Origin of the sequence: Saccharicrinis aurantiacus (assembly GCF_001660705.2) — a bacterium.
Taxonomy (GTDB): domain Bacteria; phylum Bacteroidota; class Bacteroidia; order Bacteroidales; family Marinilabiliaceae; genus Saccharicrinis; species Saccharicrinis aurantiacus.
In genome coordinates, this window is sequence record NZ_LYBV02000017.1 from 32,551 (window position 1) to 57,057 (window position 24,507).

The 24,507-nt window shown below is 33.6% G+C and carries 23 protein-coding genes, 7 tRNA genes and 1 pseudogene; 18 read left to right on the top strand and 13 right to left on the bottom strand.

Annotation, left to right across the window (positions count from 1 at the left end; translation table 11 throughout):
• Positions 1-80: 80 nt before the first annotated feature.
• The 8 genes from A8B35_RS05920 to A8B35_RS05955 all read left to right on the top strand — a co-directional run bounded on the left by A8B35_RS05920 (position 81) and on the right by A8B35_RS05955 (position 7,657).
• The gene (locus A8B35_RS05920; protein WP_075602430.1) at positions 81-1,934 is read left to right on the top strand and encodes a tetratricopeptide repeat-containing sensor histidine kinase; all 1,854 of its coding nucleotides are present in this window, start codon (positions 81-83) and stop codon (positions 1,932-1,934) included.
• Positions 1,931-2,668, top strand: coding sequence for a LytR/AlgR family response regulator transcription factor (locus A8B35_RS05925; RefSeq protein WP_075602431.1), 738 nt, complete (start codon positions 1,931-1,933; stop codon positions 2,666-2,668). Before A8B35_RS05920 ends, A8B35_RS05925 begins: the two co-directional genes overlap by 4 nt.
• Before the next feature lie 183 nt (positions 2,669-2,851).
• Positions 2,852-3,511 (top strand): hypothetical protein, encoded by a 660-nt coding sequence (locus A8B35_RS05930; RefSeq protein ID WP_075602432.1) that lies wholly within the window; start codon positions 2,852-2,854, stop codon positions 3,509-3,511.
• Between the two features lie 11 nt (positions 3,512-3,522).
• Positions 3,523-4,680, top strand: a complete 1,158-nt coding sequence (locus tag A8B35_RS23510) for a DUF6882 domain-containing protein (RefSeq protein ID WP_075602433.1) — start codon at positions 3,523-3,525, stop codon at positions 4,678-4,680.
• Positions 4,681-4,698: 18 nt separating this feature from the next.
• Positions 4,699-5,112, top strand: coding sequence for a hypothetical protein (locus tag A8B35_RS05940; protein ID WP_075602434.1), 414 nt, complete (start codon positions 4,699-4,701; stop codon positions 5,110-5,112).
• Between the two features lie 77 nt (positions 5,113-5,189).
• Positions 5,190-6,455, top strand: coding sequence for a M48 family metallopeptidase (locus tag A8B35_RS05945; protein WP_075602435.1), 1,266 nt, complete (start codon positions 5,190-5,192; stop codon positions 6,453-6,455).
• 75 nt (positions 6,456-6,530) lie between these two features.
• A complete protein-coding gene (locus A8B35_RS05950) occupies positions 6,531-7,133 on the top strand; it encodes a leucine-rich repeat domain-containing protein (RefSeq protein ID WP_075602436.1) in 603 nt (200 codons plus the stop codon).
• Positions 7,134-7,141: 8 nt separating this feature from the next.
• Complete coding sequence (locus A8B35_RS05955) at positions 7,142-7,657, top strand: DUF7691 family protein (RefSeq protein ID WP_075602437.1); 516 nt, start codon at positions 7,142-7,144, stop codon at positions 7,655-7,657.
• A gap of 151 nt (positions 7,658-7,808) precedes the next feature.
• Here A8B35_RS05955 and A8B35_RS05960 read toward each other — a convergent pair whose 3' ends face one another.
• Together A8B35_RS05960 and A8B35_RS05965 are read right to left on the bottom strand one after the other, a co-directional pair.
• Positions 7,809-9,407, bottom strand: coding sequence for an alpha-L-fucosidase (locus A8B35_RS05960; protein WP_075602438.1), 1,599 nt, complete (start codon positions 9,405-9,407; stop codon positions 7,809-7,811).
• 131 nt (positions 9,408-9,538) lie between these two features.
• The gene (locus A8B35_RS05965) at positions 9,539-10,180 is read right to left on the bottom strand and encodes a Crp/Fnr family transcriptional regulator (RefSeq protein WP_075602439.1); all 642 of its coding nucleotides are present in this window, start codon (positions 10,178-10,180) and stop codon (positions 9,539-9,541) included.
• A 194-nt stretch (positions 10,181-10,374) separates the two neighbouring features.
• On the opposite strand from A8B35_RS05965, the gene A8B35_RS05970 reads away from it, so the two are divergent.
• A complete protein-coding gene (locus tag A8B35_RS05970; RefSeq protein ID WP_075602440.1) occupies positions 10,375-10,593 on the top strand; it encodes a Nif11-like leader peptide family natural product precursor in 219 nt (72 codons plus the stop codon).
• Between the two features lie 325 nt (positions 10,594-10,918).
• On the opposite strand, the gene A8B35_RS05975 is transcribed toward A8B35_RS05970, so the two are convergent.
• Complete coding sequence (locus A8B35_RS05975; protein ID WP_075602441.1) at positions 10,919-11,353, bottom strand: outer membrane insertion C- signal; 435 nt, start codon at positions 11,351-11,353, stop codon at positions 10,919-10,921.
• Positions 11,354-11,480: 127 nt separating this feature from the next.
• Complete coding sequence (locus tag A8B35_RS05980; RefSeq protein ID WP_075602442.1) at positions 11,481-12,965, bottom strand: succinate CoA transferase; 1,485 nt, start codon at positions 12,963-12,965, stop codon at positions 11,481-11,483.
• Between the two features lie 330 nt (positions 12,966-13,295).
• On the opposite strand from A8B35_RS05980, the pseudogene A8B35_RS23665 reads away from it, so the two are divergent.
• Positions 13,296-13,777 (top strand): annotated as a pseudogene (locus A8B35_RS23665) (WbuC family cupin fold metalloprotein).
• A 501-nt stretch (positions 13,778-14,278) separates the two neighbouring features.
• Here A8B35_RS23665 and A8B35_RS05990 read toward each other — a convergent pair.
• From A8B35_RS05990 to A8B35_RS06010, 5 genes are all read right to left on the bottom strand, one after another.
• Positions 14,279-14,923 (bottom strand): DUF4956 domain-containing protein, encoded by a 645-nt coding sequence (locus A8B35_RS05990; RefSeq protein WP_075602443.1) that lies wholly within the window; start codon positions 14,921-14,923, stop codon positions 14,279-14,281.
• A gap of 10 nt (positions 14,924-14,933) precedes the next feature.
• Positions 14,934-15,725, bottom strand: coding sequence for a polyphosphate polymerase domain-containing protein (locus A8B35_RS05995; RefSeq protein ID WP_083634341.1), 792 nt, complete (start codon positions 15,723-15,725; stop codon positions 14,934-14,936).
• Positions 15,703-16,107, bottom strand: coding sequence for a hypothetical protein (locus tag A8B35_RS06000; protein ID WP_075602444.1), 405 nt, complete (start codon positions 16,105-16,107; stop codon positions 15,703-15,705). The genes A8B35_RS05995 and A8B35_RS06000 overlap by 23 nt, the downstream gene beginning before the upstream one ends.
• Before the next feature lie 124 nt (positions 16,108-16,231).
• Complete coding sequence (locus tag A8B35_RS06005) at positions 16,232-17,662, bottom strand: CotH kinase family protein (RefSeq protein ID WP_075602445.1); 1,431 nt, start codon at positions 17,660-17,662, stop codon at positions 16,232-16,234.
• A gap of 3 nt (positions 17,663-17,665) precedes the next feature.
• Positions 17,666-18,391, bottom strand: coding sequence for a DUF2490 domain-containing protein (locus A8B35_RS06010; protein ID WP_075602446.1), 726 nt, complete (start codon positions 18,389-18,391; stop codon positions 17,666-17,668).
• Positions 18,392-18,884: 493 nt separating this feature from the next.
• Here A8B35_RS06010 and A8B35_RS06015 point away from each other — a divergent pair, with 493 nt between their 5' ends.
• The 8 genes from A8B35_RS06015 (at position 18,885) to A8B35_RS06050 (ending at position 20,230) form a co-directional block, all read left to right on the top strand.
• Positions 18,885-19,091: a DUF3820 family protein gene (locus A8B35_RS06015; RefSeq protein WP_075602447.1), complete on the top strand. Its 207-nt coding sequence runs from the start codon at positions 18,885-18,887 to the stop codon at positions 19,089-19,091.
• Positions 19,092-19,365: 274 nt separating this feature from the next.
• Positions 19,366-19,439, top strand: a tRNA-Asp gene (locus tag A8B35_RS06020).
• A gap of 73 nt (positions 19,440-19,512) precedes the next feature.
• Positions 19,513-19,589: transfer RNA gene (locus A8B35_RS06025), tRNA-Asp, on the top strand.
• A 66-nt stretch (positions 19,590-19,655) separates the two neighbouring features.
• A tRNA-Asp gene (locus A8B35_RS06030) sits at positions 19,656-19,729 on the top strand.
• Positions 19,730-19,784: 55 nt separating this feature from the next.
• Positions 19,785-19,858 (top strand) — tRNA-Asp (locus A8B35_RS06035).
• 55 nt (positions 19,859-19,913) lie between these two features.
• Positions 19,914-19,987, top strand: a tRNA-Asp gene (locus tag A8B35_RS06040).
• A 70-nt stretch (positions 19,988-20,057) separates the two neighbouring features.
• Positions 20,058-20,131: transfer RNA gene (locus tag A8B35_RS06045), tRNA-Asp, on the top strand.
• A 25-nt stretch (positions 20,132-20,156) separates the two neighbouring features.
• Positions 20,157-20,230: transfer RNA gene (locus A8B35_RS06050), tRNA-Asp, on the top strand.
• Between the two features lie 71 nt (positions 20,231-20,301).
• Here the strand turns inward: A8B35_RS06050 and A8B35_RS06055 are convergent.
• The 4 genes from A8B35_RS06055 to A8B35_RS06070 all read right to left on the bottom strand — a co-directional run bounded on the left by A8B35_RS06055 (position 20,302) and on the right by A8B35_RS06070 (position 24,496).
• On the bottom strand, positions 20,302-20,553 hold the full coding sequence (locus A8B35_RS06055) for a putative signal transducing protein (RefSeq protein ID WP_075602448.1): 252 nt from the start codon (positions 20,551-20,553) through the stop codon (positions 20,302-20,304).
• A 144-nt stretch (positions 20,554-20,697) separates the two neighbouring features.
• The gene (locus A8B35_RS23670) at positions 20,698-21,279 is read right to left on the bottom strand and encodes a PhnA domain-containing protein (protein ID WP_075602449.1); all 582 of its coding nucleotides are present in this window, start codon (positions 21,277-21,279) and stop codon (positions 20,698-20,700) included.
• A 719-nt stretch (positions 21,280-21,998) separates the two neighbouring features.
• Positions 21,999-23,333 (bottom strand): MFS transporter, encoded by a 1,335-nt coding sequence (locus tag A8B35_RS06065; RefSeq protein ID WP_075602450.1) that lies wholly within the window; start codon positions 23,331-23,333, stop codon positions 21,999-22,001.
• Positions 23,334-23,425: 92 nt separating this feature from the next.
• Positions 23,426-24,496: an aldose epimerase family protein gene (locus tag A8B35_RS06070; protein ID WP_075602451.1), complete on the bottom strand. Its 1,071-nt coding sequence runs from the start codon at positions 24,494-24,496 to the stop codon at positions 23,426-23,428.
• Positions 24,497-24,507: the final 11 nt, after the last annotated feature.

Genomic DNA, 24,507 nt, shown 5'->3' on the forward strand with positions numbered 1-24,507 from the left:
ATGTAACCATTTATAAAATTCGGGTGTATATCTTTATGCATTATTTAAACAGAATAATTTAGACCTAATTGTAAGCATTTATGCAAAAAAAATATAGTGTTGCCCTATTTATTATTTTAGGCATTACTTCCCTCCTATTGGTTTTCAAACCTGAACATAAAAACACAATTGAAACTACTAATTTTGAGAAAATAGTTTTACCTATTTATCAGCAATCTTTTACAAAAGCTGATGCTTCATTAATTAAACTAGATAGCCTATTGGCAAATCGCATAAACAATAAGGAGGAAGAAGCGCATATCTATTTTTTAAAGGGTGAAATAAATATATTAAACCGTCAGTTTGAAGAGGCCATTGCAAACAGTACAATAGCTTATAATTATTATAAAAATACTGATCATTATTATACTACTGGTTTATGCCTAATTACAATAAGTTCGGCGCATGCACATTTAACACAATATCAAAAGGCACAAGAAGTAGCTTTTAAAGCGCTTAAACTAGCAAAAGAACAATCGAATATACGTTTGTTAGGTAAAGTATATAATCGGCTTTTTAATATACACATTGCTCTGAATGATTATGAAACAGGATTGATGTATATACTCAAAACCGATTCCTTATTTACAATAATGAAGGACTCCTCCTCAATGTCAGCTTGTAAAAACAATATAGGGGCCATTTATATGCGACTAAATGAATACAATAACGCAATAAGCTATTTTGAACAAGCCGTAGACTTAATGATTAATGATACTGACGTTAGACCGCTAGTTAGTACCTATAACAACCTTGGCTTTACACACATTATGGTTGGCGATATTGACAATGCCATATTTTATCTTAAAAAATCAATTACCATAAATAGAACTAGTAGTACTATCAATCCTGCCCCATTTAAAGGACTAGGTAAGGCATATATTATACAAAGTAAAATAGACTCATCTAATTACTATTATCAAAAAGCTTTAAATATTTACTCATCAGAAGCCGAATATTCTGAAATGATTGAGATACTCAATCAACTTATATCCAATAACTTTATTGCTAAAAACTACGATACAGCTATTGCTTATCAAAAAGATAGAGATAGCATACAGAACCACAGTTGGGCAAAAGAAAAAGAAGAGTTGCTATCATTTGCTAATGTAAAATACGAAGTACTAAAAAAGGAACAAGAGGTAGAGCAAGAAGCGGAAAAGAACAAATCAAACCGAATAATATTTAGTATTATTGCATTAACATTAGTCTTGTTAATATTTGCGCTCATAGTAACTTTTAACAACTACCGATTACGCACAGCTAACCAAACAGCCGATTTAGAACAGAAACTTTTGCGCATCCAAATGAATCCTCATTTTATATTCAACACATTAGCGGCAATTCAAAATATTATACTCGATGGCGACACTATAAAATCAACCAAGCTTATTGCAAAATTCTCTCGCTTAATGCGACAAATATTTGAATATGTACGTAAAGAAAATATCTCTTTAGATCAAGAGATTAATATGCTAGCTAATTACATTGGAACACAACAAGCCAGGTTTAATAATAAATTTATTTATCAGCTAGAGCTGGATGAAAAAATACACCCCGAACAAGTACAAATTCCTCCAATGCTACTACAACCTTTCATTGAAAATTCAATTGAATATGGATTAAAGCATTTAAAAATACCTGGTGAAATAAAGGTTTCTATAAAAAAGATTAATCACCATCTTGAATTTATTATTTCAGATAATGGTATTGGTCGTAGTCAAATGAAAAAATACAAGCATACCGAAAACGAAATACATGCTACAGATGTATTTTTATCACGATTAAAAAAACGTCATTTAGGCGAAGAGAATTCCTTTGAAGTAATTGATTTATTCGATACCGGAGGTAATGCCTCGGGAACAATTGTAAAATTTAAACTTAGGAGTAAATGATAAAAACACTTATTATAGAAGATGAGTTTAACGCATTAAACACACTAAAAAAAATGCTCTCCATACTTGCTGAAGATATTGATATCGTTGGCGATTCTGATAATGTTGAGGATGCCATACAACTAATAAACAGCACAAAACCACAATTGGTATTACTCGATATTGAATTAATTGGAGGCAATGCTTTTCAGGTATTAGAAGCCTGCGACAAAGGAACCTTTAATGTGATATTTACAACAGCTTATGACCAGTTTGCAATTAAAGCTTTTAAGTTTGATACTTTTGATTATCTACTAAAACCCATTGATATGGATGAGTTGGAAGACTGCCTTAATAGATTCAGGTCCTTTCTAAATAAAACCATTTCAATTAAAGAAAGTAAAAAAACAAATAATACAACCACAACTACTGAAGTAGCTGAAGAAAAGTTATTACTAAAAACTGCCGATAATCAATATATTATAAATGTAAATGATATCATAAGGTGCCAATCTGATGGTAGCTATACAACTATTTACACTCACGAAAAACAAATACTAATATCACGTAATCTTAAATATTACGAGGGCGTTTTAAATTCGCATCTCTTCTTTAGAGTTCATCAATCACATTTGGTAAACCTAAAGCATATTAAGTCTATTAATAGCAGCAATATATTAACCCTGAAGGATAATTCGGAAGTACCTGTTTCTACACGAAAAAAAGCATTACTGCAGAAAGCATTAAAGAGCTAAAAGCAATGTAACCTTGGAGTAATCGAGTACCCTAACTCGATTACTTATCCATTTAGCCGCTTACCTAAAACATCCTTTTCCATCACATAAAGAACGAATATGAAATTAATTGCCACGAAAACAAAGTGTTTTTTGTAAGCAAACTACTAGCTCATACATTAGTCGAAGCAAAAACAAAATACTATGATTGCATCGGCAGAAAAATACAAAGCGTTTAATACAATTCTACTTTTAGAGAAACTTGCTCATCAAGAAATTAAACCTATTGTTAGTTTACATTTACGCACAGGGCTATCCATTTATGGCTTCATCATTTCCTTGGATAAAACCGATTTAGAGGGTATCCATATTTGCTTTCAAACGGAGGCTACAAAATCCCTTATATTCTTTCATGCTTCCGATATCATTGCCTTAGAAGTTCATCAGCCTGAGAAAATAGCTACACTTTTAAGCAAAGGTGAAATACCGCGTGCATTAAACAACGATGAAAAAATTAGCCTGTTACAACTTAAACGTTGGATAAAATCGGAATGTGAGGCCTTAGCTCATAAACATCCTGAGTTTGATATTGTGTTGCCAATGCAAAACTTGAGTGCCACAGACCGCTTAAATATAAAAGATATTATTGGTATGGTGCTACAAGCCATTAATTCTGTATGCAGTGATACTATGGGAAAAGAAGCTTGGTGCATCATCGAATCAATACAAATAACATACTGTGATAAGGGTTTTTCTCTTGATAAAAAAGAAAACAAGCACATTAACTTATCCATTCAATACCAGAAAGCACTGAGCGAAACTTTTGCAACTGATATTGAAAATGCTCTACTAAACAACTTATAAAGTTAATAATTATGGGACTTAAAGAACGACGAGCTATAAAAGCTTTTCAGGAGGAACAATACCCTGAATTAGAAGAACAAATTAAACAATTTGCAGGTTTCGATTTACCCCTAGAGATTCAATGGGAAACCATGGTAGAAGATCGTTTTGCACATTTGTATAACGAAACTTATGTGAAAATATACTTTAAACCGTTAATTGAAGCCTTAAAGGCCATTTGCATCGACGATTTCGGAAAAAATATTCTGTATGCTGGATTACAAAAAGTAATCATAAAAAACGATGGTAATATCCACAACCCTGAAACTGGGTATTCATTAGAAAACAAGGTTTTAACCATTAACCTAGACCCTGTTATTAATGCTGATAATATGGAACCTAGGATTTCAGCGCTTACCGATTTATTGGAACGAAAATTAGAAGAAACAGGTAGTTCTGACGAGAATGTAGACACGCAAATCCCTTCAGTAGATAACCCTAACCCCACTGCAATAACTACAGACAAAAACCAAATTAAAGTAGGTATTGATGACTTATTTAACCTGCACGCAGCAAAATCCTACGAAAAACAAAACCATTGCGCCGAAATTACTGGCGACAAAAAATGGGATTTTAATTTAATGGATGGCATACTTCGTTTTGGCGATGCGCTCGAAGTACCTATACAGATATTAGGTACCTACTCGCCAAAACAAAAAACATGGCTTTGGGGATGGGGAAATACTCAAAGTGGTATTCCTGATGCGTTATTAGCTACAGCCAAACAAATACGTGAAATAGGAATCAACAATAATATTGAAGAATTCACTGTACCTAAAATAGCATTTAAAAACGATCCGGGGCATTATTATGCTATGATTGCTTCTGGAGTGATCAATGCAAGTGCCTATTTTCCGGTTGATTTTAATGGCATCACAATTTACGTGTTAACCAACTCGGAGCTGATGACTAAAAAAGATAAAACTCCAACTCCTATCCTAATATCAACATTTACAGGATTAATAGCATCGATGAACGTGTCGCATAAAGCGTGCCTAACAGCTTACTTAAACCAGAATGGCTTTGCGGTTGAACCAGCAGGAAACAACCTTATTGCTAAACGAAATAACGAAGAAGTATTTGCCCTTTTTAACTTAAAAGGGAATCTAATGAAAATTACTAATAACTAAATTTTAAACAATCGAATCATGGGACTTAAAGAAAGAAGAATCGCACAACAATTTGAGCAAGAACAACTACCTGAGTTAACAGAACAAATTAATAAGGCTGCTGGCTTTGAAGTTGAAATGGAAATTAAATGGGAAACTCTAGTGGCAGAAGAAAGGTTTAATCACCTGCTTGCCGACTCCTACCCTAAAGTTTATTTCCAACCATTAATTGAGGCTTTTACAGCAATTTGTGCTGACGATATGGGTAAGGAAGCTTTGCAAGAATCATTAAAAAAGGTACTAATTGTAAACGAAAATAACCATCATAATCCTACACATGCATATTCTTTTTCTGATGGTATTTTAAAGGTGGATCACAGCCCTATTATGAATGTCGATGATGTAAAAAGCAGAACCGAAAAACTAAATGAACTACTAGAGAATAGCCTTTAGTAAATACCTTTTAAATGAGGATAAATATTGAAATTATTTATCCTCAAATCAAAAAACCTTAACTAATTAGAAAAATTATGAGTGTAATTGAAGCATATAAAAGTACAAGAACAGATATTGACCTAGACTTATTGGTATACGATGGTGACCGCGATTATGTATTAGAGTTTGATGAAGACAAAGAAATTCAGAAAACAGTAAGCGATATTAAGGATAATAATCCTGTATTTAAATCGCGTCGACACCTATTAAAATCCAGTCTTAGGTTAACAAGAGCACTTGCTCCAAATCTGCATGAAATAGCCGATCATTGTATTGATGTATTACAACTGAAATCGAGTATTGAGTTCTTCGTTTATCAAAGTGATAAGTTTAACGCTGCTTGTTATCCGCCAGAAGAAGATAAGTTATACATTATCATTTCATCGGGAATGATTGAACGCTTCACAAAAGAAGAATTACTCTTTGTAGTTGGCCACGAGATTGGTCATGTTCTATTTGAGCATTTTAAATATCCTGTAAGTCATATTTTAGAGGTTGGCTGCAATATTCTATCACCATTACATGCCATGAAATTGTATGCTTGGAACAGAAATGCCGAAATTAGCGCAGATAGAACAGGATTATTATGCTGTGGTAGTTTTGAATCAGCAGCAAAAGCTTTCTTTAAGCTATCCTCCGGTGTAACTTCCAATTCCTTGGATTTTAAGCTAAATGAATACATTAAGCAGTTTGTTGACTTGGAGGCTGTAATGAATGACTCGGATCACGACCCATCTGATTGGTATAGCACACACCCATTTAGTCCTCTGCGCATTAAGGCTTTGGAGTTATTCAATAAAAGCGAAACCTTTAAACAGTTTATTCCTACTGTAAATTCAGAGATTACAGAGGATCAGATGGAGGATGAAATCAAGAAAATTATGTCGCTTATGGAACCTGAATATTTAGCTTCAGATACTGAATTTGGTGCTAAAATTCAGCAATTTATGTTCTTTGGTGGTTATATGATTTCTATTGCTGATGGTGTTGTTGAGGATTCGGAAATACAAGCACTCCGCTCTATCGTTAATCAGGATGTTTTTACAACAAGCATGATGACAATCAATGAACATACACAAGATGAAATTATTGACGAACTGAAACACTTATCTAAGGAACTCAATGTGTCCTTATCTGTAATGCAAAAGCTAAATATACTACGTGATCTATCAATTATTTCTTATTCAGATGGCGAAATCGCCAAAGAAGAAGTGGTGGTGCTTCATAACCTAGCGCACCTCTTAAAAATCAATACTGAATTTATTGATAGAACACTTAATGATGCACAAGGCATCGAGTAATAAATATTAAAAACTCCGCAAGCTTTATTAAAAAAGATAAGGTTATAGGGAGCTTTAAAACAAGACAAATAGAATATGCAAGAACCTATCGAAAACTTAAAATGTAATAATTATACTTACAAAGAAATTGCTGATGGCATTGCTATCCTAAATTACATAGGCAAGGCAACTAATATTTCAATCCCCAATTATATCAACAACAAGCCCGTAACGCAAATATGGAAAGAAGCCTTTGATAACAAGGGTTTAGAAACGGCTGAATTACCTGAACATCTTGAATATATTGGCGAAGATGCTTTTTATAAGAATAAACTTACAGAAATTACTATTCCGCAAAATGTTAAGCAAATTGGTGGCGGTGCATTTGGAAGAAATCAGTTAGAAAAACTTACCATCAAGGCAGACCTTAAAACCATACCAATGTTTTGTTTTGTAGGCAATGCATTATCTAAACTCGATTTACCCGAATCTGTAAACACCTTATATAACAATTGCTTTGCCGAGAATAATTTTACCGAGCTTACAATCCCTAACCATATAGAAACATTAAGCTCTGCGGCTTTCGCTAGTTCTAAAAACCTTAAAAAGGTATCCTTACCAGAAAAATTTATGAGCGATAGGGAAAGCATATTTACCGGATCAGATTTTAATAGCATCACTTTTAAAACATCTAATTAATACATATTATGAGTTACGGCATTACACCCATACAAACTAATATTAAGCTGATAGAGCAGCAAATATTAAACCTAAACGAGACACAAAAAAAGGAGTATATAAAAGCATTAAGGCCGCATTTAAAAGAACTACAAGCTTCTTTTGGCGAACCCGTTTTACAGATATTAAAAGACATGTTAAACGGTAAAGGTTTCGAGGCTGAATATGACTATTTGTATTGGTACATATTCGAGAAAATATTTTTGCTGCATGGTAGTTCCCTCAATAACAGTGAGTGGTATCCTACTGATCTTTCAGAACTAGGAAAATTAAAAGCGCTAAAGATTTTTGACCTTCAACTAGAAAACATTCCTTACCCTGATGATTTTCCATTGGTATATTCTTGTAGAAGCGAAGATATAGAAACCCTTCGAATAGAGGTAAGTGAAATAATAAGCGATAGCGCGCAAAGAGACCAATTTCTATCATGGATAGATGCCTGTAATTCTGGAGACAATAATGATTTAGTGTTATATTACTATTAGTTTTATAGCATTATTGAATCATTACATAGCAAGTCGTTGGCTAAAAACCAAACAACAAAGACTCTGTTTCCTATATTGATTAAACAAACAAAAGCGATAATATGTAAGAATTATTTACATACTATCGCTTCAATATAATTGAATTCAATAACTATTTTACACTCGGAATTTGACCTTTAAATACCATTTTTATTGGATAAGCATATTTGTAGTTGGGTTGTTTTGGTAAGCTTAATAATAAGCCTTCATTGCTTTGTTCAAATTTTATTTTACCCTTCGCTCCTATCATTCGCATCGATTTTAAGTTACTTAAATCAGTTTCACTCATGCTCGTAATCATAAACTTACCATCTGATGGCCACTTTAAAATAGTGGCATAAAGAATTGTATTTTCTTTATTACGGGTAAAGCGGATATCTTGATTGGTTGCAGTATACATTTTATGACCAGTTTCATTTTTTTGTCCCCATAGTTCGCCTACTTCACCAAATATTTCATACGGACGCGTACTATAAACTGCCTCTCCACATATATTTAACCAATCGCCTAATTCATACATCATTGTTTTTTGCTCTTCGGGGAAAGTACCATCTGGTTTTGGTGCAAATGATAACATGAGCACTCCGCGCTTACTAATAATATCCATTAGCTGATCTACAATCATATTGGTAGGTTTAATGGGTGTTCCTTCTACATAACCCCAATTATGATCGTCGTAAACACAATCATCTGTTTGCCAAACCATATCTGCGATATCATTCATACCACCGCGCTCAAAATCTCGCACAGCCGCACCTTGACGCCATGTTGGCCATCCTTTATAATTAATTACTACGTTAGGATTACCCATAGTACCCTTACCCGCTTCAATGGCATTATTATAATAATAGGCCCCAAATTGTTGCTTGCGCGATTCCCATTCTTTCGGGTTAAATCCCCAATCGAAATAATACAAATCAGGCTTATACATATCTGCAAGTTCTTTTGTACGGTCTAACCAACGATTCATATCACGCTCACTGGGTTTAACTGCACCCCTTGAACGCGGAATCCAGATTTTACGTGTTTCGCCATCGTACATTCTAATGGTATCTGCGCTCGCTTGAACGATAGGATTTCCGTATAAATCTTCATATGCAGGATTAACTGCATCATACCTATTAATATGATTCCACTCAAAAAAGCAATAATTCCATGCCGTATGGTTCGAAACGCCAAACTTCAGTCCTTTCAAACGTGCTGCTTCGGCCATCTCACCAACCAAATCACGTTTGGGTCCCATATTAACCGAATTCCATTTACTTAGTTTGGTATCCCATAAACAAAAAGCATCGTGATGGGCTCCCATCATTGTAAAAAATTTAGCACCACCTTTTACACATAGATCAGCCCATTCGTCGGCATTAAAGTTTTCTGCCTTAAACATAGGTATGAAATCCTTATAACCAAATTCCTCTGGTGGTCCGTATACTTCATTATGATGTAAATGAGTTGCTAAGCCCTGGTTATTTCTGCTACTTTGTCCTCTCTGACAATACATCCAGCGTCCATACCATTCAGCAGCATGACCACCTTTAAATGCAGGTACTGAATAAACGCCCCAATGTACCCAAAAGCCTATTTTAGCATCTTCGTACCATTCTGGAGCCTGATAATTTTGTAATGATTCCCAATCTGCACTATATTTAGTTTGCGCCTTAACAGAAATTAAGCTTACAACTAATGCAATTGATAAAACGGATAGTTTCATAAATTATTTACTTAAAGGTTATTTGAAAATTCTTATACTCTACAATTTATCTACATGTTAAATAAACAAACACTTCTGCTATTATAATGTCTTTTCTGTCCATCAATAGCACCCTTCAGTAAATTTTATAACTAAAATAAAGTACTTACATCAATTTTATTCCTTGATAATTTAACTCTTCCAATTTTTTCGAGCTGTTTTAATAACCTAGAAACCACCTCACGAGAAGTATGTAAATCATCGGCAATTTCTTGATGTGTACCTTGCAGTATTAATGTATTGGTATCTTTTGATCTCTGTATGAGGTATTTCTCCAGACGCTCATCCATCTTTAAAAAAGCAATACTATCTACGGTTTTTAATAATTCCTCAAAACGAGTTCTATAAGCGATCATAATAAAACTGCGCCAACTACTGTATTTCTGTAACCACTCATCCATATACTTTATTGGTACCATGATTGCTGTGGCCTCGTCTATAACAGTAGCCCTAACTTCACTTATGGCCCTATTCATGCAACATGAAATTATACTTGCACAAGTTTCTCCACCATTTAAATAATAAAGTAACAGTTCGTTACCCATATCATCTTCACGAACTATTTTTATGCTTCCCTTAATTAATAATGGCATTGCTATAACATCATCGGCAATATTGATAAAGTTCTGATTAGCATCGATAGTTTTAATACTGCAGTACTTTTCTATATCTGCTAGTAATTCAGGTTCCAAGAGTGATGGGAAATGCTTCTTTACAAGTTCTGTTATCTCCATAGATTAAGTTTCATATTCAGTGAGCAGCAAATATAATAAATTCAAAATGTAGTTTAACTTTTCTCCTTCATTGAAATAATAATTTCAATATAACACATAAACACGCTTAATATTTACGATTTAACAGTATTTGTATTTTAAATATTACATAATGTAATTATCTTTGAGCAAATTAAAATTTAAACTTATATATTATGTCAAGGAAAGATGTAGAAGCATTATTAGACAAAGGAGGAGATGATAGAGAGTTTCGTGTTAAATACGACAACATTTTCTCTATGGAAAAATTTGCAGCTGTAGCAAAAGAAGATGGTTTTGAGTTTACAGCAGAAGAATTACAAGCTGTATTACGTGAAAACGGAGATGGCTTTGAATCTACAGGTAATCCACCTAAAAAAGCCATTTGGATATAATATCCAGAAAAACCATATGATTTATAGTCATATACAACCAATTACAATTAGTTTTAAATGAAGTTGTTTAAAGTTGTCTGGAAATTTCGAGAATGATATATTGGTTTTCAGTGGCAAGGCTCAATTTTTATTGCATAGCCTTAGCTACGGAATAAAGATTAGCAGAAGTCAATGAAACGAGAGTTCTATGAGACAAAATAAAATACATGTTTCAATCTCATAAAATCAAGATGTTACTCGCAGTTTTTCAGCACGACTTTAAACAACTTCAATATACATAAGTGTATATTTAAAACTAATTTGGTTTATAACCTTACTGTATAGATTAAAAGCAGATCCTGATATTTAATCCAAAACTATCTGCATTAAAGGTAGTGGTATCAATCATTTGGAAATAAGGTCTCCAATCAACCCCAATTGCTAAGGGTGCACTTGAAAAGTGATATTCTATCCCGACTTCACCAGCGGCACCAAATTTAAAAGCATCTCCAAAAAAAGCAGTTGGCCCAACACCTGTATACCACATAAAGCCTTTTTCACCTCCTAAATTCTGATACCAAAAATCCCATAAACAATCTATACCCATGCCACCTCCAAATGTTATATCTGTATGCAAACGAGAGAATTTACCTAAACTAAAAACACCATCGATAGCAACCTGACTACCACTAAAGTTAGGGAAACGAATACCAACTTCTTGTGCTTTACTTGTTGATAATAATGTAAGAAGGAATAGGATAGAAAAAAGTAATTTCTTCATATGGTGATTGAATTAAATAGTTTGATGTTTAAAGTTGTGTAAAAAAAAATCGAGTAATTTCGATTAAAAAAAAGGGTTGCTCTTACGAACAACCCCCTCATTATATATTATTAGCTAAAATGGTAGATTACCATTTAGTTTTTCTCATATCACCTGAAGATAAAAACTCACTGTGCATATTGAATACTGATTTCAATGCTTGTGGAGTTTGAGGCTCACCATCAGTTTGCGCTAAATAATCTCTCATTAAGTCTTTGTAATCAGGGTGTACACAATTCTCGATAATTGTTTCTGCACGCTGACGAGGAGATTTTCCTCTTAAATCGGCAACACCTTGCTCAGTAATTAATACTTTAACCGAGTGCTCTGAGTGATCTTGGTGAGATACCAAAGGAACAATAGCAGAGATAGCTCCACCTTTAGCAACTGAAGGACAAGTAAATATTGAAAGGAATGAGTTACGAGTAAAGTCACCCGAACCACCAATACCATTCATCATTTTTGTACCTAAAATATGCGTACTATTAATGTTACCAAAGATATCTGCTTCAATTGCAGTATTAATAGTAATTAATCCTAACTGACGTACTAACTCAGGGTTGTTAGAAATCTCTTGCGGACGAAGAACTAATTTATCTTTAAAGAAATCGTAATCTTTATAAATCTCATCTAATACTGGAGGCGAAACCGTTAATGAACAACCAGAAGCGAAAGTAATATCACCTTTTTTCATTAATTCAATAACCGACTCTTGAATAACCTCAGTGTACATTTTAAATGGAGGAATATCCTCATTAGATCCTAATGAACCTAAAACGGCATTTGCAATGTTACCTACACCCGATTGAATTGGTAAAAACTCCTCAGGAATAGTACCTTTACGTAATTCGCCAGCTAAGAAACTTGCTACGTTATCACCAATTTTAGCAGTAACCTCGTCAACTGGAGCAAAACCACCTGTTTCGTCAGGAGCATTGTTCTCAACGATACCCATAATTTTAGCAGGATCGATTCTTAATACAGAATCACCAATACGCATATCAGGAGCATGAACTGGAATAGATTTTCTGTATGGAGGATCTAAAGGCTCATAGATATCGTGTAAACCTTTAATATATGCTGGGTGATTTGTATTTAACTCAATAATAACTCTTTTAGCTAACTTAGCAGCCGTTGGAGAAATACCTACACCTGAAGTTAAAACAACTTCACCGTTAGGAGAAACATCTGCCGCTTCAATGATAGCCACATCAATATCACCAAAAAAGCCATAACGCATTTCTTGAGCTAATGCAGATAAGTGCATATCGAAATACTCAACTTCACCACTATTAATAGCGTTTCTTAAGTCTTTATTAGACTGGTAAGGCGTACGGAATTTAACTGCATTAGCTCTAGCTAATTTTCCATCTAAAGAGTCACCTGTTGATGCTCCTGAGATAACTCCAATTTTAAACTCTCTTCCAGCTTCGTGCTCTTTCTCAGCTTTCGCTGCTATTGCTGCAGGTACTACTTTAGGCGAACCTGCTGGTGTAAAACCACTGAACGCTACAGTTGCATCATGATGAATGTATGATGCTGCTTCTTCTGGTGTAATTTTTTTAAATGACATATCTGTTCTAATCGAATTTTTTATTATCAAAATAACGAGCGCAAATATAAGTCAAACATGGTAAATAATCACACATATTAAAGAAATATTTCTTTAAAAAGAAAAACCTCTACACCTCAATATTTATGGGCTTCGTAGAGTGTATTATTAAGCTAAAGCACTCCATGTTCTACAGCATATATATGTTAAAACAATAGACTTTGCTTTTCTAATACGAATTAATATTGTTAATCTATTGATTAGTTAATAAATTGTATAGCTACATTAATTCTAAATTGATAAATAATATCAACCTTACTTCTAGTTATCACAAAATAAGAATAAATATAAATGAAGATAATTAACCATAAACTTCTTTCTGAAACTTCTGAAAAAGCACGTTTAAATAAACGCAAGCGTATCAATCATAATTTCCATGATGAAATGGAAAACCCGGTACATAGGCTTCTAAATACCCTTGAGCCTGAAACATACATAAGGCCACATAGGCATACAAACCCTGCTAAAGAGGAATCGATTATTGTTTTGAGTGGAGAATTACTGTTTTTTAGTTTTTATGAAGATGGGAAAGTAAAAGATTGTTTGAATATGGGTCCTAATACTGAAACGGTGGTGTGGATTTAAAAGCAGGTGAATGGCATATGCTTATCCCTCTTATAGAGAACACTGTAATATATGAAGTAAAACCTGGGCCATTTGATCCCTTAGCTCCTGAAGATTTTGCATCATGGGCACCTGATGGAAGTAATATTGATGATGCAAATAATTATAAAGAAATGCTCATTAATTATTTTGCCACGAATACTAAATAGTGAGTAATATAAAACTAGTTACATCATAAAAAGGCCTGTAATTTGATATACTACAGGCTTTAAGAAATATTTCACAATTACTTAACATTTTAAGAGTTGCAAAGAAATCTGCACTTAAAATCTATAGAGCATGTTCTTTAAATTGAAAAATATTCCTGACAAAATATATTTAATTAGTCTATGATAGTATACCTGTATATGATTCTTTAGCGTTCTATTGTTACCTTCAATTTACACTTATAACTAGTTCTATATAAACTCCAAATCGTTTTATAGTTTCTACATAGGCATTGCGAGTTTTCTTTCTCTGGTTAAGCTGTAGATCATTCATCAATTATTATCGTATTCTGGTTTAAGTTTGACGCAAGAGTCTACGTTAAGGTTAGATACTTACAGCTTTGACAAAAAAAAGAGTGCTCTTTATTGAACACTCTTTCTATTTTGGAGACTAACCTCGCTTTTACTTCAATATTTTTAATTCTTGATTATCTCTTATATTTTTCACTCATCCGTATTGTATTCATCGGCGAAATTGACTTCGTTATGAGTCTCAAAATAATGGATATGTAATTTAGCTGAATCTCTTAAAAAGTCAATTTTACCAATGTCAATTCTATTTACCTTAAGGCCTGTTCTTGCTTCTACATCACTTAATAAAAGAGGGTAATTTTCAGGCTTTATTAAATCAATTTTATCATATTCTATAATCTTCCTTGATTCATGCTTTAATAGAAATACCTTTTCGAGCAAATAGGTTACAAAAATTAAACTCGCATTTGTAAATAATAATTCTGCATAGCTAATCTTCTTATTAGCTAAAGCATTTATAACCGATACTCCTATGACTAAGAACAAATAAGTCATTTCTTTTATTTCTATCTGCCTTGTTCGATATCTAATTATTCCAAAAATTGCAAACAAACCAAGTGCAAAACCTAGCTCAAGCTTCACATTTTCAAGCAAAAAGCACATTAAAAATACAATAAATCCAATAAGAATATATGTAAACAGATAATCTTTTCGTTTTGAGCCAGAGTAGTAAAGTACCCGCACCAATATTATTAATACAAATGCATTTAAGGCAAACCTGGTTACCAACTTTAAAAAATCCTCTACATCAATCAATTCCATATTAAATATTTCCATCTTTCTTCTTTTAAAAATTAGCAACCATATTTTTTTCAAATTTTCCGATACGTCTCATCTTAGCTTTAAAAAGGTTGGTTCTTACTGTTTTATTTACCAATGCCGTTCCCATGCAATATTTACTAAAGCCTTGAGACTTTAATCTTCTTTCATGCAATACATCAACAATTTCTGAATTACCAGCATCTAAATCGCGTTTAATCTCAATTACAACAAGGTTAGGAACTTCCAGACTATCCTCTTCTTTAGATTTTGAAAACATGAGTCCTAAATCAATTGTTACTCGTTCTGGCTTTACTTTATTAACGAGTGTTATTCTATGAAACGAATTTTCCAAAGCTGGCTCTATTTCGTCTCTACTATATGGCGAGTTCAAATATAAAAAAGCACTACTTCTTACATCATCCCTCATGGTTTTTTTAAAACTGTACTTGATACGTTTTTTTTGAGTTTCTCCCTTATTATTTTTAAACTTTATTTCTAAAAAAGTATCATCAGAAGTTAAATACTTACGTTCTCGAATTTTGTACCTATTTAACCTGTGGTTATGATGAGCCTGATACATACTAAACATCGGTGTATCATAATACAATGTTTGATACGGATGTATTCGTTTTTTATCTATTTCAAGGATTCTATATTGATTTTTAATATCATTTAAAATTGATGGTAGTTTAATTGTAGGTATTACATATTTTGTATCCCTCCTACGCATTAATTTAACATGATCCATTTCGTTTAAATTAATTGCTTGCATATTATTGAGCAAGTCTGTTAATTTATTCATAATAGTTGTACTCATAATATTTTTGTTTTTTTAAACGATCTTTTGAATCGTAATAGCTCTTACTGATTTTAAGTCCATTTGAATATTTGTAAACTATCTTCTTTATTATTACCCCTTTTGCATTCAGGGTTTGTTCGCTTTCAATATTTCCATCCTGTGTATAAGTGTACTTTTTCCACGTTTTAATTTTATTGTCATTATACTCCTTGTGTTCCGTGAGCTTTCCTTTTTCATCAAAAGCTTTTTCTTCTATTAACTCTTTGTTATTTCCATTATCAAGAACAGTTTCGTTAATTGTAACTGTTTTCACGTGATACTTCTTTGCTTTTTTTTCACTTTGCGAAAACACGGTTGCTGTTATCGAAAAAAGAAAAATTATAATCATAAAATTCTTCATCTGTATATCTATTTATTTTTTGAGTCTATTATTCCTTATTAAATGTATATTATAAAAAAGGTGAGCTTGGTTAAAAGATTATTATTGAATTTTTACACTGCCCTATTTATAAGTGTACAAAAAATTAATTATTCTCTTCAACAAACTCATTAGCATCATCATACCTTTGAGTTACATAACTATTTAATTCAGAAACAGCTTCTGTCCAATCAGAATCTGAAACCAAAAATGAGTAATCACCAGACTCGCCTTGACTTCCTATGGTATATTCTTCTATTATGCTTGCATAACTATTTATTATCCCTTGAACATTCTCGGGAGTAAATACTTGCTGAACAAATTCGTTTATATACGCGATATACTTAGCATGATAAACTTCGTCATTGTATATGAAATTTATTAACGGCCATGACTCTGGGTTTTCCATATTACTAAAATCAAATTCGAGAGCATCCCTAGAACCTGTCATTGTTAATGATTCATTATTATCCCAAGGAATCCAATTTATTCTGCCATCACCAGGGTTTGTATATAAGTAATAATTATGTGACATCAAACCATAGGTATCCCAATTAGCAATGGTAGTATTTGCTGCTAAATACTTTAAATACTGTTCCATATCAATTGTTTTTTCAAGCTCCTGTCTCCATTGTTCCACATTGCTAGTACGTAACGAACTATTTAATGCATTTATCAGATTAGTAACATCACTGTAATCGCCCTCATTTGTTTTATTTGGCATGGTGGTTTCATTTAAAACATTGGCATTGGTTAGATATGCTCCTTCCTGATCAGGTTTATAGCAATTACCATTTTCACCTTCAAACTGTTCTTTTATCATTGTATCAAAGATAATCTCAACCATAGTGTATAATCCAAAATATTCAGAACCTTCACCATGATCTACATAGATTCTATAAAAGGCAGTTTTAGCCGCAGGAACTCCAAAATCTCGAAATAAACCAGGTGTTATCATTTCTCTCATCAACGACAAATCATGATATCCACTACTAAATGACAGTTGTTGAAAACCATAAAAGTTTTGACCCCATATGTATGGGTTCTCATCTTCGAAATGATTAAACTCTAAACGAAATGGAAATTTCCTGGCACCATCTTTATAAGCAAGCTTTAAACTTGAATTACCTTTATATCTAATGCCTACATCAAACCATTGCTTATCATTATAGAATACTTGGCATGGAACATAAATGGGATTTTCACTATCGGTTGATGTTGGCATACCCTCTGGCATTCCTCCAGGCATACCCCCTGGCATACCACCAGGCATTTGTCTTCCACCGCCACCCTGATTTGTTGTCGTTCCAACAATTGACATTAAATCGGATTGCATAGCATCCCAATACTCCTCTTCAATAACTATATCAAGTCTTTGTACTTCATTAGTTACAAATACCTGATTATAGTCTGGTGAGCTGCTACTATGAGTTGCTTCGCTCCAATCATCATAGCCCAATCCAGGTTCTATTATTACTTCTTCCGTACAAGCACTTATTGTGATAATGCTTAATATAAATATTATATATCGTTTCATGGTTTAAAGTTTAAATGTGTAATTGATACCTATATTATTAGTGGTAATTGCATTACCATAGCTTGCCTGATAATCGGCAAATTGATATTCAAGCATATAAAATATTTTAACAACACCAACCTTACCTGTTTTTTTTGTTGTCCCTACCTGAAAGCGTATCTTCTGGAAATCAGAAATAGTATTATAATCTTTTACTTCATCTATATAACTTTCATTATAGTCTTTTTTTGCATAGAAAATCTCAGATGCAAAGAATGGATCATACTTCCAGTTTTTAATATTGTAGTCTAGCTTTAACCTGAACCTATATTTTTTATTTGATAAATCTTTATTCTTAGCATTTGTCCTATTCTGATACCTTAAACGATATGATAATCGAATCCTGTCTATTTTTTGTTTATAGGTGATGTCAGTATTAAATCTATATTCGGTGCTAAAGCCTTTGTCTGAATTACCAGTTTTTATAAAACGATAACCAGCTCCCAGATATAGATTATTAAAAATTTCGTAATCTGCTTTAATTCGCGTAAAGTATTCGTACAGTCTGCTTGAGTTTTCATCGAACCTGAATTGCTGGTTTAGATTTAATGATAGTTTATTATTAAAGACTTTTTTCTGAACCGCAACAGACGTCCACATTTCTAAATCTTGCGTAACCTGTGAATCTTGAGCTACACCATTTATGGAGACAATAATTGCACATAATAATAATTGAATTTTTCTAATCATATTTCTAGAGATTTTTCTGTTATTCATTAATACCGTTCGAAAATTCCTTTACCCTACCAAAAACTTAATATTTATTTAAAGTGTTTTTATCTTTGCAATACACCACAGCCTATTACTTTCTCAGAATATGTACCTTAGCCATGAAATTTGACTTCTATTTTTTTGTCTACATTTATTGTATTCGCATAGAAAACATAATGCATATCAATTCATGTGGACTAATTATTTGAATAAGTGATAAATTATTATCCTAAAATGAGTGATTTCAAGAAACCATATTCATAGTCTTATAGACTACTATATAAATTAAGAGAGTAATAAGAGATTTAAAATGATTATGTCCTTACTTTTAAAAGTTGCAATACAACATACATCAACATTCAAGCATAATAGAGAATGGATTTCTAAATATTTTTTTAGCTTGCCTAGTAATTTAGCAATGCTAGAAGCTAATGGACTATTATAAGACAGATATAAGTAAGAAATAATATATATGGATAACAAGATATTACTTGAATTAGTAAGAATGCGAATGCCTTATGGAAAATATAAAGGAAGAATAATATGTGACTTACCTGAATTCTATTTGGCATGGTATCATCAGAAAGGATTCCCCGAAGGGAAAATAGGAATGTTATTATCAACATTGTATGAAATTAAACTCAATGGTTTAGAATATTTATTGAAACCATTGAGGTAGTTTTTATTCAAATATGTTAAGTATCTAATTATTTCCTCTAAGCAATAATTTGCATATTGGCCTATAAATAGTGCTATGATATGACAATTGACATATCTTGAATATTTGTTAATGAAAAACATAAAATAATTTCAAGCACTAAGACCCTGTATTGTAGATAGCTATTGCAATATGGCTCATTTTACCTCGAAAATAATTGCAAAATAAAGCCCCTTACTGTTGCAAATAGAAAAAGAACCTCTATCTTTGCATCGCTTTAATGAAAAACAATACTGGTCTGGTAGTTCAGCTGGTTAGAATGCCGGCCTGTCACGCCGGAGGTCGCGGGTTCGAGTCCCGTCCAGACCGCTAGTAAAACGGAGCTTATTAAACGTAATAATCTCTTTAAAGCATAAAAATATTTGAAGATTTCTTCTAAACTGGTCTGGTAGTTCAGCTGGTTAGAATGCCGGCCTGTCACGCCGGAGGTCGCGGGTTCGAGTCCCGTCCAGACCGCCAGTTAATCTCCTTGGAGATAAAGAAGAAATCTAAAATGTAAACGTATTTGAAGATTTTTTCTAAACTGGTCTGGTAGTTCAGCTGGTTAGAATGCCGGCCTGTCACGCCGGAGGTCGCGGGTTCGAGTCCCGTCCAGACCGCTAGTTAATCTCTTTGGAGATAAAGAAAAAATCTAAAGTACATTTCCTTATAACTGGTCTGGTAGTTCAGCTGGTTAGAATGCCGGCCTGTCACGCCGGAGGTCGCGGGTTCGAGTCCCGTCCAGACCGCTAGTTAATCTCTTTAGAGATAAATAAGGAAATACAAAACATTTTTCACATAACTGGTCTGGTAGTTCAGCTGGTTAGAATGCCGGCCTGTCACGCCGGAGGTCGCGGGTTCGAGTCCCGTCCAGACCGCTAGTTAAAAGTTACTTGAACAATAACTTGTTGTGAAAAATAAAACTTGAAATACTGTTTTTTATATACTGGTCTGGTAGTTCAGCTGGTTAGAATGCCGGCCTGTCACGCCGGAGGTCGCGGGTTCGAGTCCCGTCCAGACCGCATTATATAAAAAACAAAAAGACCGGGTCTGGTAGTTCAGCTGGTTAGAATGCCGGCCTGTCACGCCGGAGGTCGCGGGTTCGAGTCCCGTCCAGACCGCAAAAAAGGGAAGCTAATTATTTAGTTTCCCTTTTTTCGTATAAATAGTTTACACTTTGGCCTTAAGTCGGTTATGATTTAGTTAGCAAATCACTGTAGCTAGTGTCTTTTATAACAGTGCTTGCTTTTTCGTAATCTAAACTGTTTATTTTTATACTTATATTCTCAATTGTACCTGTACCAACAGAGGTATTTAAAAATGATGAGGCAGGGTTATCAGACTCTAATAGGGCATAAATCCCTTTATCTTCAAGTATCCTTTGTATTTCTTCAGCAATAAACTTATCTCCAATTGTAAGTAATTCAATAATTTCAGCCTTCATATCAAATCAGTTTTATAAAAATGATAAGTTACTAATAATTATTAATCGAGTGTTTATCTGATTATTGACTATTAGAGCCTTTATAACAGAAAGGCCTTGCAACATCAGTCACAAGGCCTTATTCAGTTAAAACGGTATGGTATTTTAATTCGTTTTCTTAACGTATTGTGTTAGCAATACAATGTGTTGCCCGTTAACTCTTCCTTCAATTTGCTCTGCATTATCATGCACAAGTCCGATTCCTCTTACTGCAGTACCTCTTTTTGCCGTAAATCCACCGCCTTTAACATTCAAATCTTTTATTAAAACTACAGTATCTCCAGCTTGTAAACGAACACCATTACTATCAATGTGCTTAATGGCAAACTCATCCTCTTCCCCATCACCATCGGCTTCTGCCCATGTTTTCATATCTTCATCAAAATAAAGCATCTCCAATAAATCCTGAGGCCAGCCTTCTGCTTTTAAGCGATTTAACATACGCCAAGCCATCACTTGTACCGCCGGAACTTCACTCCACATACTGTCATTTAAACAGCGCCAATGATTAACATCAACCATTTCTGGGTTGTTAATTTGAGAGGCACAAGTATTACATATATGAATGCTTGCATCAATACCATCCTTTGGAGAGGCTGGTACCGTATATATCGATAGACTTTCAGTTGATCCGCAAAGTTCACAACTTGAATTACTTCTTTTAATAATATCTTTTTCTATGCTCATTTTTATCTGATAATAATTAGAATGCGAATATACTGAATTACATAGAACCACAGAAAGAGTCTATATAGTATTTATAGATTAGTGTACAATAAAACTATATTGTATATAGCATAGATAGAATAAGCGATATATCTATGTTGCTCCATTCAATTTACTGAAACCTTCCACCATTTTGAATTAGACAAATGACAGAACCAATTATTAAATATTTTGAAGAACCTCGATTATTAGGTTTAATGTTCTTTAGAATATTTGGCTAGATCAAAATATATTTCTCTTATCGATAATAGAATAGGAGTTGAATATCTCTATACGAAAAAGTCTAATCCACCCAATCAATCACCATTTCACTAAAGACTAAAAAAATATAAACTTAGGAAATATTGAAATTAGCGAACTAAATACGTATTGCAGTGCCTTACATCTGCATCAAACATTTAAAAACCATTACAATATATCACATTAAATGTGATAAAATTCCCCTATCATAACGGCCAATAATATGTTTATAAAAACAAGAAAAAGTTATCTATTCACAACCAACTACCATTATAGGTTTCGTAAGGATAAAATTTTCTTTCGTATAGAATGAAGAGTTGAAAACTTATCGAAAAAAAATAGCCCCCAAGGCAACCCTTGAGGACTAATATGAATTATAATATTATTATACAATAACCTGTAGACTTATTTTAGGACGAGTTATATTCAATCCGCGCTAATTACTCAACAGGGATATCTGTATTTACATTTTTACATCCTGCTAAAGCATACCATAATAAGTAAACCAAAGCAGCAACAATTACCCAAAATGAGGCTGTATAGCTAAGTGTTACATCAGCAACTCCTCCTTGGATAAGTGGTAATATTCCACCACCACAAACCATCACCATAAAGATACCGGCACCCATCTCTGTGTATTTACCAATTCCTTCTACGGCAAGGTTAAAAATTCCACCCCACATAATTGACGTACACAATCCACATAATGCAAAAAACATTACAGATAATGGAACCGTTTGGAAACCAAAGCTAATATCCGCTAAAAATACAGGCATCTCAACAGTAACTGATTTTGGTAGAAAGATACCAGTACCTACAAGGATTAAACCAAGACCTGAAACAAATAACAATTGTTCTTTAGCTGAGTATTTTCCACCTAAAGCACCACCTAATAAACGACCAATTAACATTAAGAACCAATATGTACCTACTACGGTACCAGCAGCAGCAGGGTCGATGCCCATACCAGCAGCTTCACCAGCCTCTGGAGTTAATGGTGCTGTTAAGAAAAGGTTCATAAAGTTAGGAATACCAACTTCAATACCAACGTATAAAAATATAGCTACCGTACCAAACACAAAATGGCGAAATGACATTGGGCCATGATCTTCTTTAGTTTTAGAAGCACTTCCTTTAGCTAAACCTGGTTCTGGAATTTTTACAGCTGCTAGAACTGCAAATGCAACAAGGAAAATAACTAATGCAATTTGAAGTGCTGGGATAGCATCACGAAGAGAAGTTTCTCTTGTAATAGTACCAATTAAAGCTCCACCTAAGATAGGTACAATTGTAGCAGCCATAGAGTTTAATGACCCTCCAAACTGAATCAATTGGTTTCCGGATTTTCCACCGCCACCTAATGTGTTTAACATTGGGTTAACAACTGTATTAAGCATACACATAGAGAATCCTGAAACGAATGCACCTAATAAGTATACCATAAATATTGGAATAAAGTTATCGCCTGGTGCATATGGCATATAGCCAGATACCATTTGTATTGCAACTCCAATAATACCCACTCCGATGGCTGTTAGAGCAGTAAATTTGTATCCTTTATTTTTAAGGATAATCCCTGCAGGAAGCCCCATTACAGCATATGCTATAAAGTTTCCAAAGTTTCCTAGTTGAGACATCCAGTTCGGAATACCATCTTGTGCTTTACAAATTACACCAATAGGATTAGATAACCCAGTTACAAATGATATCATCGCAAATAATGCGAACATCATTATTATTGGCAATAAGTTGCTTTTGTTTTTTGATAAAGTCATTTTTTAGTTTTTAATTAAAAGTATGTTTTTTGGTAAATTTTAGAGCCCGAATTTGCACAAAAAATAGCAAATTCGGGCAATTTGGTAGTGTTTTATTTTGTTACAAACTTGTATACACAAGATTCTTTATATTCTTCTCCTGGTTTAAGGATAGAACTTGGAAAGTTTTCTTTGTTAGGAGAATTAGGAAATCCCTGAGTCTCAAGACATATTGCCGAACGCTTTTGATAAGCTACTCCGCCTTTACCTACATCGCTGCCATCGTGCCAGTTTGCTGTATAAACTTGAATTCCTGGCTGTGTAGTATAAACCTCAATTCCTCTACCCGACTTTGGTTCAGAGTAAACTGCTGCTAAACCTAGTTCCCCAGCTCCTTTATCTAAAATCCAGTTATGATCGTAACCAACACCAATTTGCAATTGCTCATAATCAGCATCAATTCTATCACCGATAACATGAGTTTCAGTAAAATCCATTGGAGTATCCTTTACTGCTCTAATTTCGCCTGTTGGCGCACAAGTATCATCGTAAGGTGTAAATTCCTTAGCATTAATCATTAACTCATGAGAAGTTACTGTTGATCCACTTTCAACACCTTCTAAGTTGAAGAAAGAATGCGAACAAATATTTACATGTGTAGTCTTATCAGTGGTAGCATAATAATCTAACACCAATTCGTTTTCCTCAGTTAATGTATAAGTAATGCTAAATTTAACTGTTCCTGGATATCCTTCTTCACCATCAACACTTACATAGCTCATTTTTACAGATGCACCTCCATTGGCTTCAACTACGCCACCTTCAACATCAAACACCTGATCGTTAAAACCGTTTGGTCCTCCGTGTAAACTGTTTGTTCCATTGTTAATTGGCAATTGATAGTCAACACCATCAATAGTAAATTTACCATCCTTAATACGATTGGCAAAACGACCACAAACGGCGCCAAAATATGGCATTCCCTTAAACCACTCTTCAATAGTTTCGTAGCCTTGTACAACATCAGCATAGTTACCATCGCGATCAGCCGCTAAAACACTAACAATTTTAGCCCCGAAATTAGTAACCTGCGCTACCATTCCACCTTTATTTTTTAAGGTAAATAATGCTACTTCTTTTCCTTTGTAAGTTCCTTTAAAACTATCTTGATCAATAACTTTCATATTATTTTATC

What these genes read in the sequence shown, in the direction of transcription:
- A8B35_RS05925 (WP_075602431.1), top strand. Translation starts at nt 1,931, where the DNA reads ATGATAAAAACACTTATTATAGAAGATGAGTTTAACGCATTAAACACA.
- A8B35_RS23670 (WP_075602449.1), bottom strand. Translation starts at nt 21,279, where the DNA reads ATGAGCATAGAAAAAGATATTATTAAAAGAAGTAATTCAAGTTGTGAA.
- A8B35_RS05980 (WP_075602442.1), bottom strand. Translation starts at nt 12,965, where the DNA reads ATGTCATTTAAAAAAATTACACCAGAAGAAGCAGCATCATACATTCAT.
- A8B35_RS05945 (WP_075602435.1), top strand. Translation starts at nt 5,190, where the DNA reads ATGAGTGTAATTGAAGCATATAAAAGTACAAGAACAGATATTGACCTA.
- A8B35_RS06015 (WP_075602447.1), top strand. Translation starts at nt 18,885, where the DNA reads ATGGATAACAAGATATTACTTGAATTAGTAAGAATGCGAATGCCTTAT.
- A8B35_RS05920 (WP_075602430.1), top strand. Translation starts at nt 81, where the DNA reads ATGCAAAAAAAATATAGTGTTGCCCTATTTATTATTTTAGGCATTACT.
- A8B35_RS05990 (WP_075602443.1), bottom strand. Translation starts at nt 14,923, where the DNA reads ATGGAAATATTTAATATGGAATTGATTGATGTAGAGGATTTTTTAAAG.
- A8B35_RS05970 (WP_075602440.1), top strand. Translation starts at nt 10,375, where the DNA reads ATGTCAAGGAAAGATGTAGAAGCATTATTAGACAAAGGAGGAGATGAT.
- A8B35_RS06005 (WP_075602445.1), bottom strand. Translation starts at nt 17,662, where the DNA reads ATGAAACGATATATAATATTTATATTAAGCATTATCACAATAAGTGCT.
- A8B35_RS05950 (WP_075602436.1), top strand. Translation starts at nt 6,531, where the DNA reads ATGCAAGAACCTATCGAAAACTTAAAATGTAATAATTATACTTACAAA.
- A8B35_RS05975 (WP_075602441.1), bottom strand. Translation starts at nt 11,353, where the DNA reads ATGAAGAAATTACTTTTTTCTATCCTATTCCTTCTTACATTATTATCA.
- A8B35_RS05955 (WP_075602437.1), top strand. Translation starts at nt 7,142, where the DNA reads ATGAGTTACGGCATTACACCCATACAAACTAATATTAAGCTGATAGAG.
- A8B35_RS06065 (WP_075602450.1), bottom strand. Translation starts at nt 23,333, where the DNA reads ATGACTTTATCAAAAAACAAAAGCAACTTATTGCCAATAATAATGATG.
- A8B35_RS05940 (WP_075602434.1), top strand. Translation starts at nt 4,699, where the DNA reads ATGGGACTTAAAGAAAGAAGAATCGCACAACAATTTGAGCAAGAACAA.
- A8B35_RS05995 (WP_083634341.1), bottom strand. Translation starts at nt 15,725, where the DNA reads ATGAGTACAACTATTATGAATAAATTAACAGACTTGCTCAATAATATG.
- A8B35_RS06000 (WP_075602444.1), bottom strand. Translation starts at nt 16,107, where the DNA reads ATGAAGAATTTTATGATTATAATTTTTCTTTTTTCGATAACAGCAACC.
- A8B35_RS06010 (WP_075602446.1), bottom strand. Translation starts at nt 18,391, where the DNA reads ATGATTAGAAAAATTCAATTATTATTATGTGCAATTATTGTCTCCATA.
- A8B35_RS05960 (WP_075602438.1), bottom strand. Translation starts at nt 9,407, where the DNA reads ATGAAACTATCCGTTTTATCAATTGCATTAGTTGTAAGCTTAATTTCT.
- A8B35_RS05930 (WP_075602432.1), top strand. Translation starts at nt 2,852, where the DNA reads ATGATTGCATCGGCAGAAAAATACAAAGCGTTTAATACAATTCTACTT.
- A8B35_RS23510 (WP_075602433.1), top strand. Translation starts at nt 3,523, where the DNA reads ATGGGACTTAAAGAACGACGAGCTATAAAAGCTTTTCAGGAGGAACAA.
- A8B35_RS05965 (WP_075602439.1), bottom strand. Translation starts at nt 10,180, where the DNA reads ATGGAGATAACAGAACTTGTAAAGAAGCATTTCCCATCACTCTTGGAA.
- A8B35_RS06055 (WP_075602448.1), bottom strand. Translation starts at nt 20,553, where the DNA reads ATGAAGGCTGAAATTATTGAATTACTTACAATTGGAGATAAGTTTATT.
- A8B35_RS06070 (WP_075602451.1), bottom strand. Translation starts at nt 24,496, where the DNA reads ATGAAAGTTATTGATCAAGATAGTTTTAAAGGAACTTACAAAGGAAAA.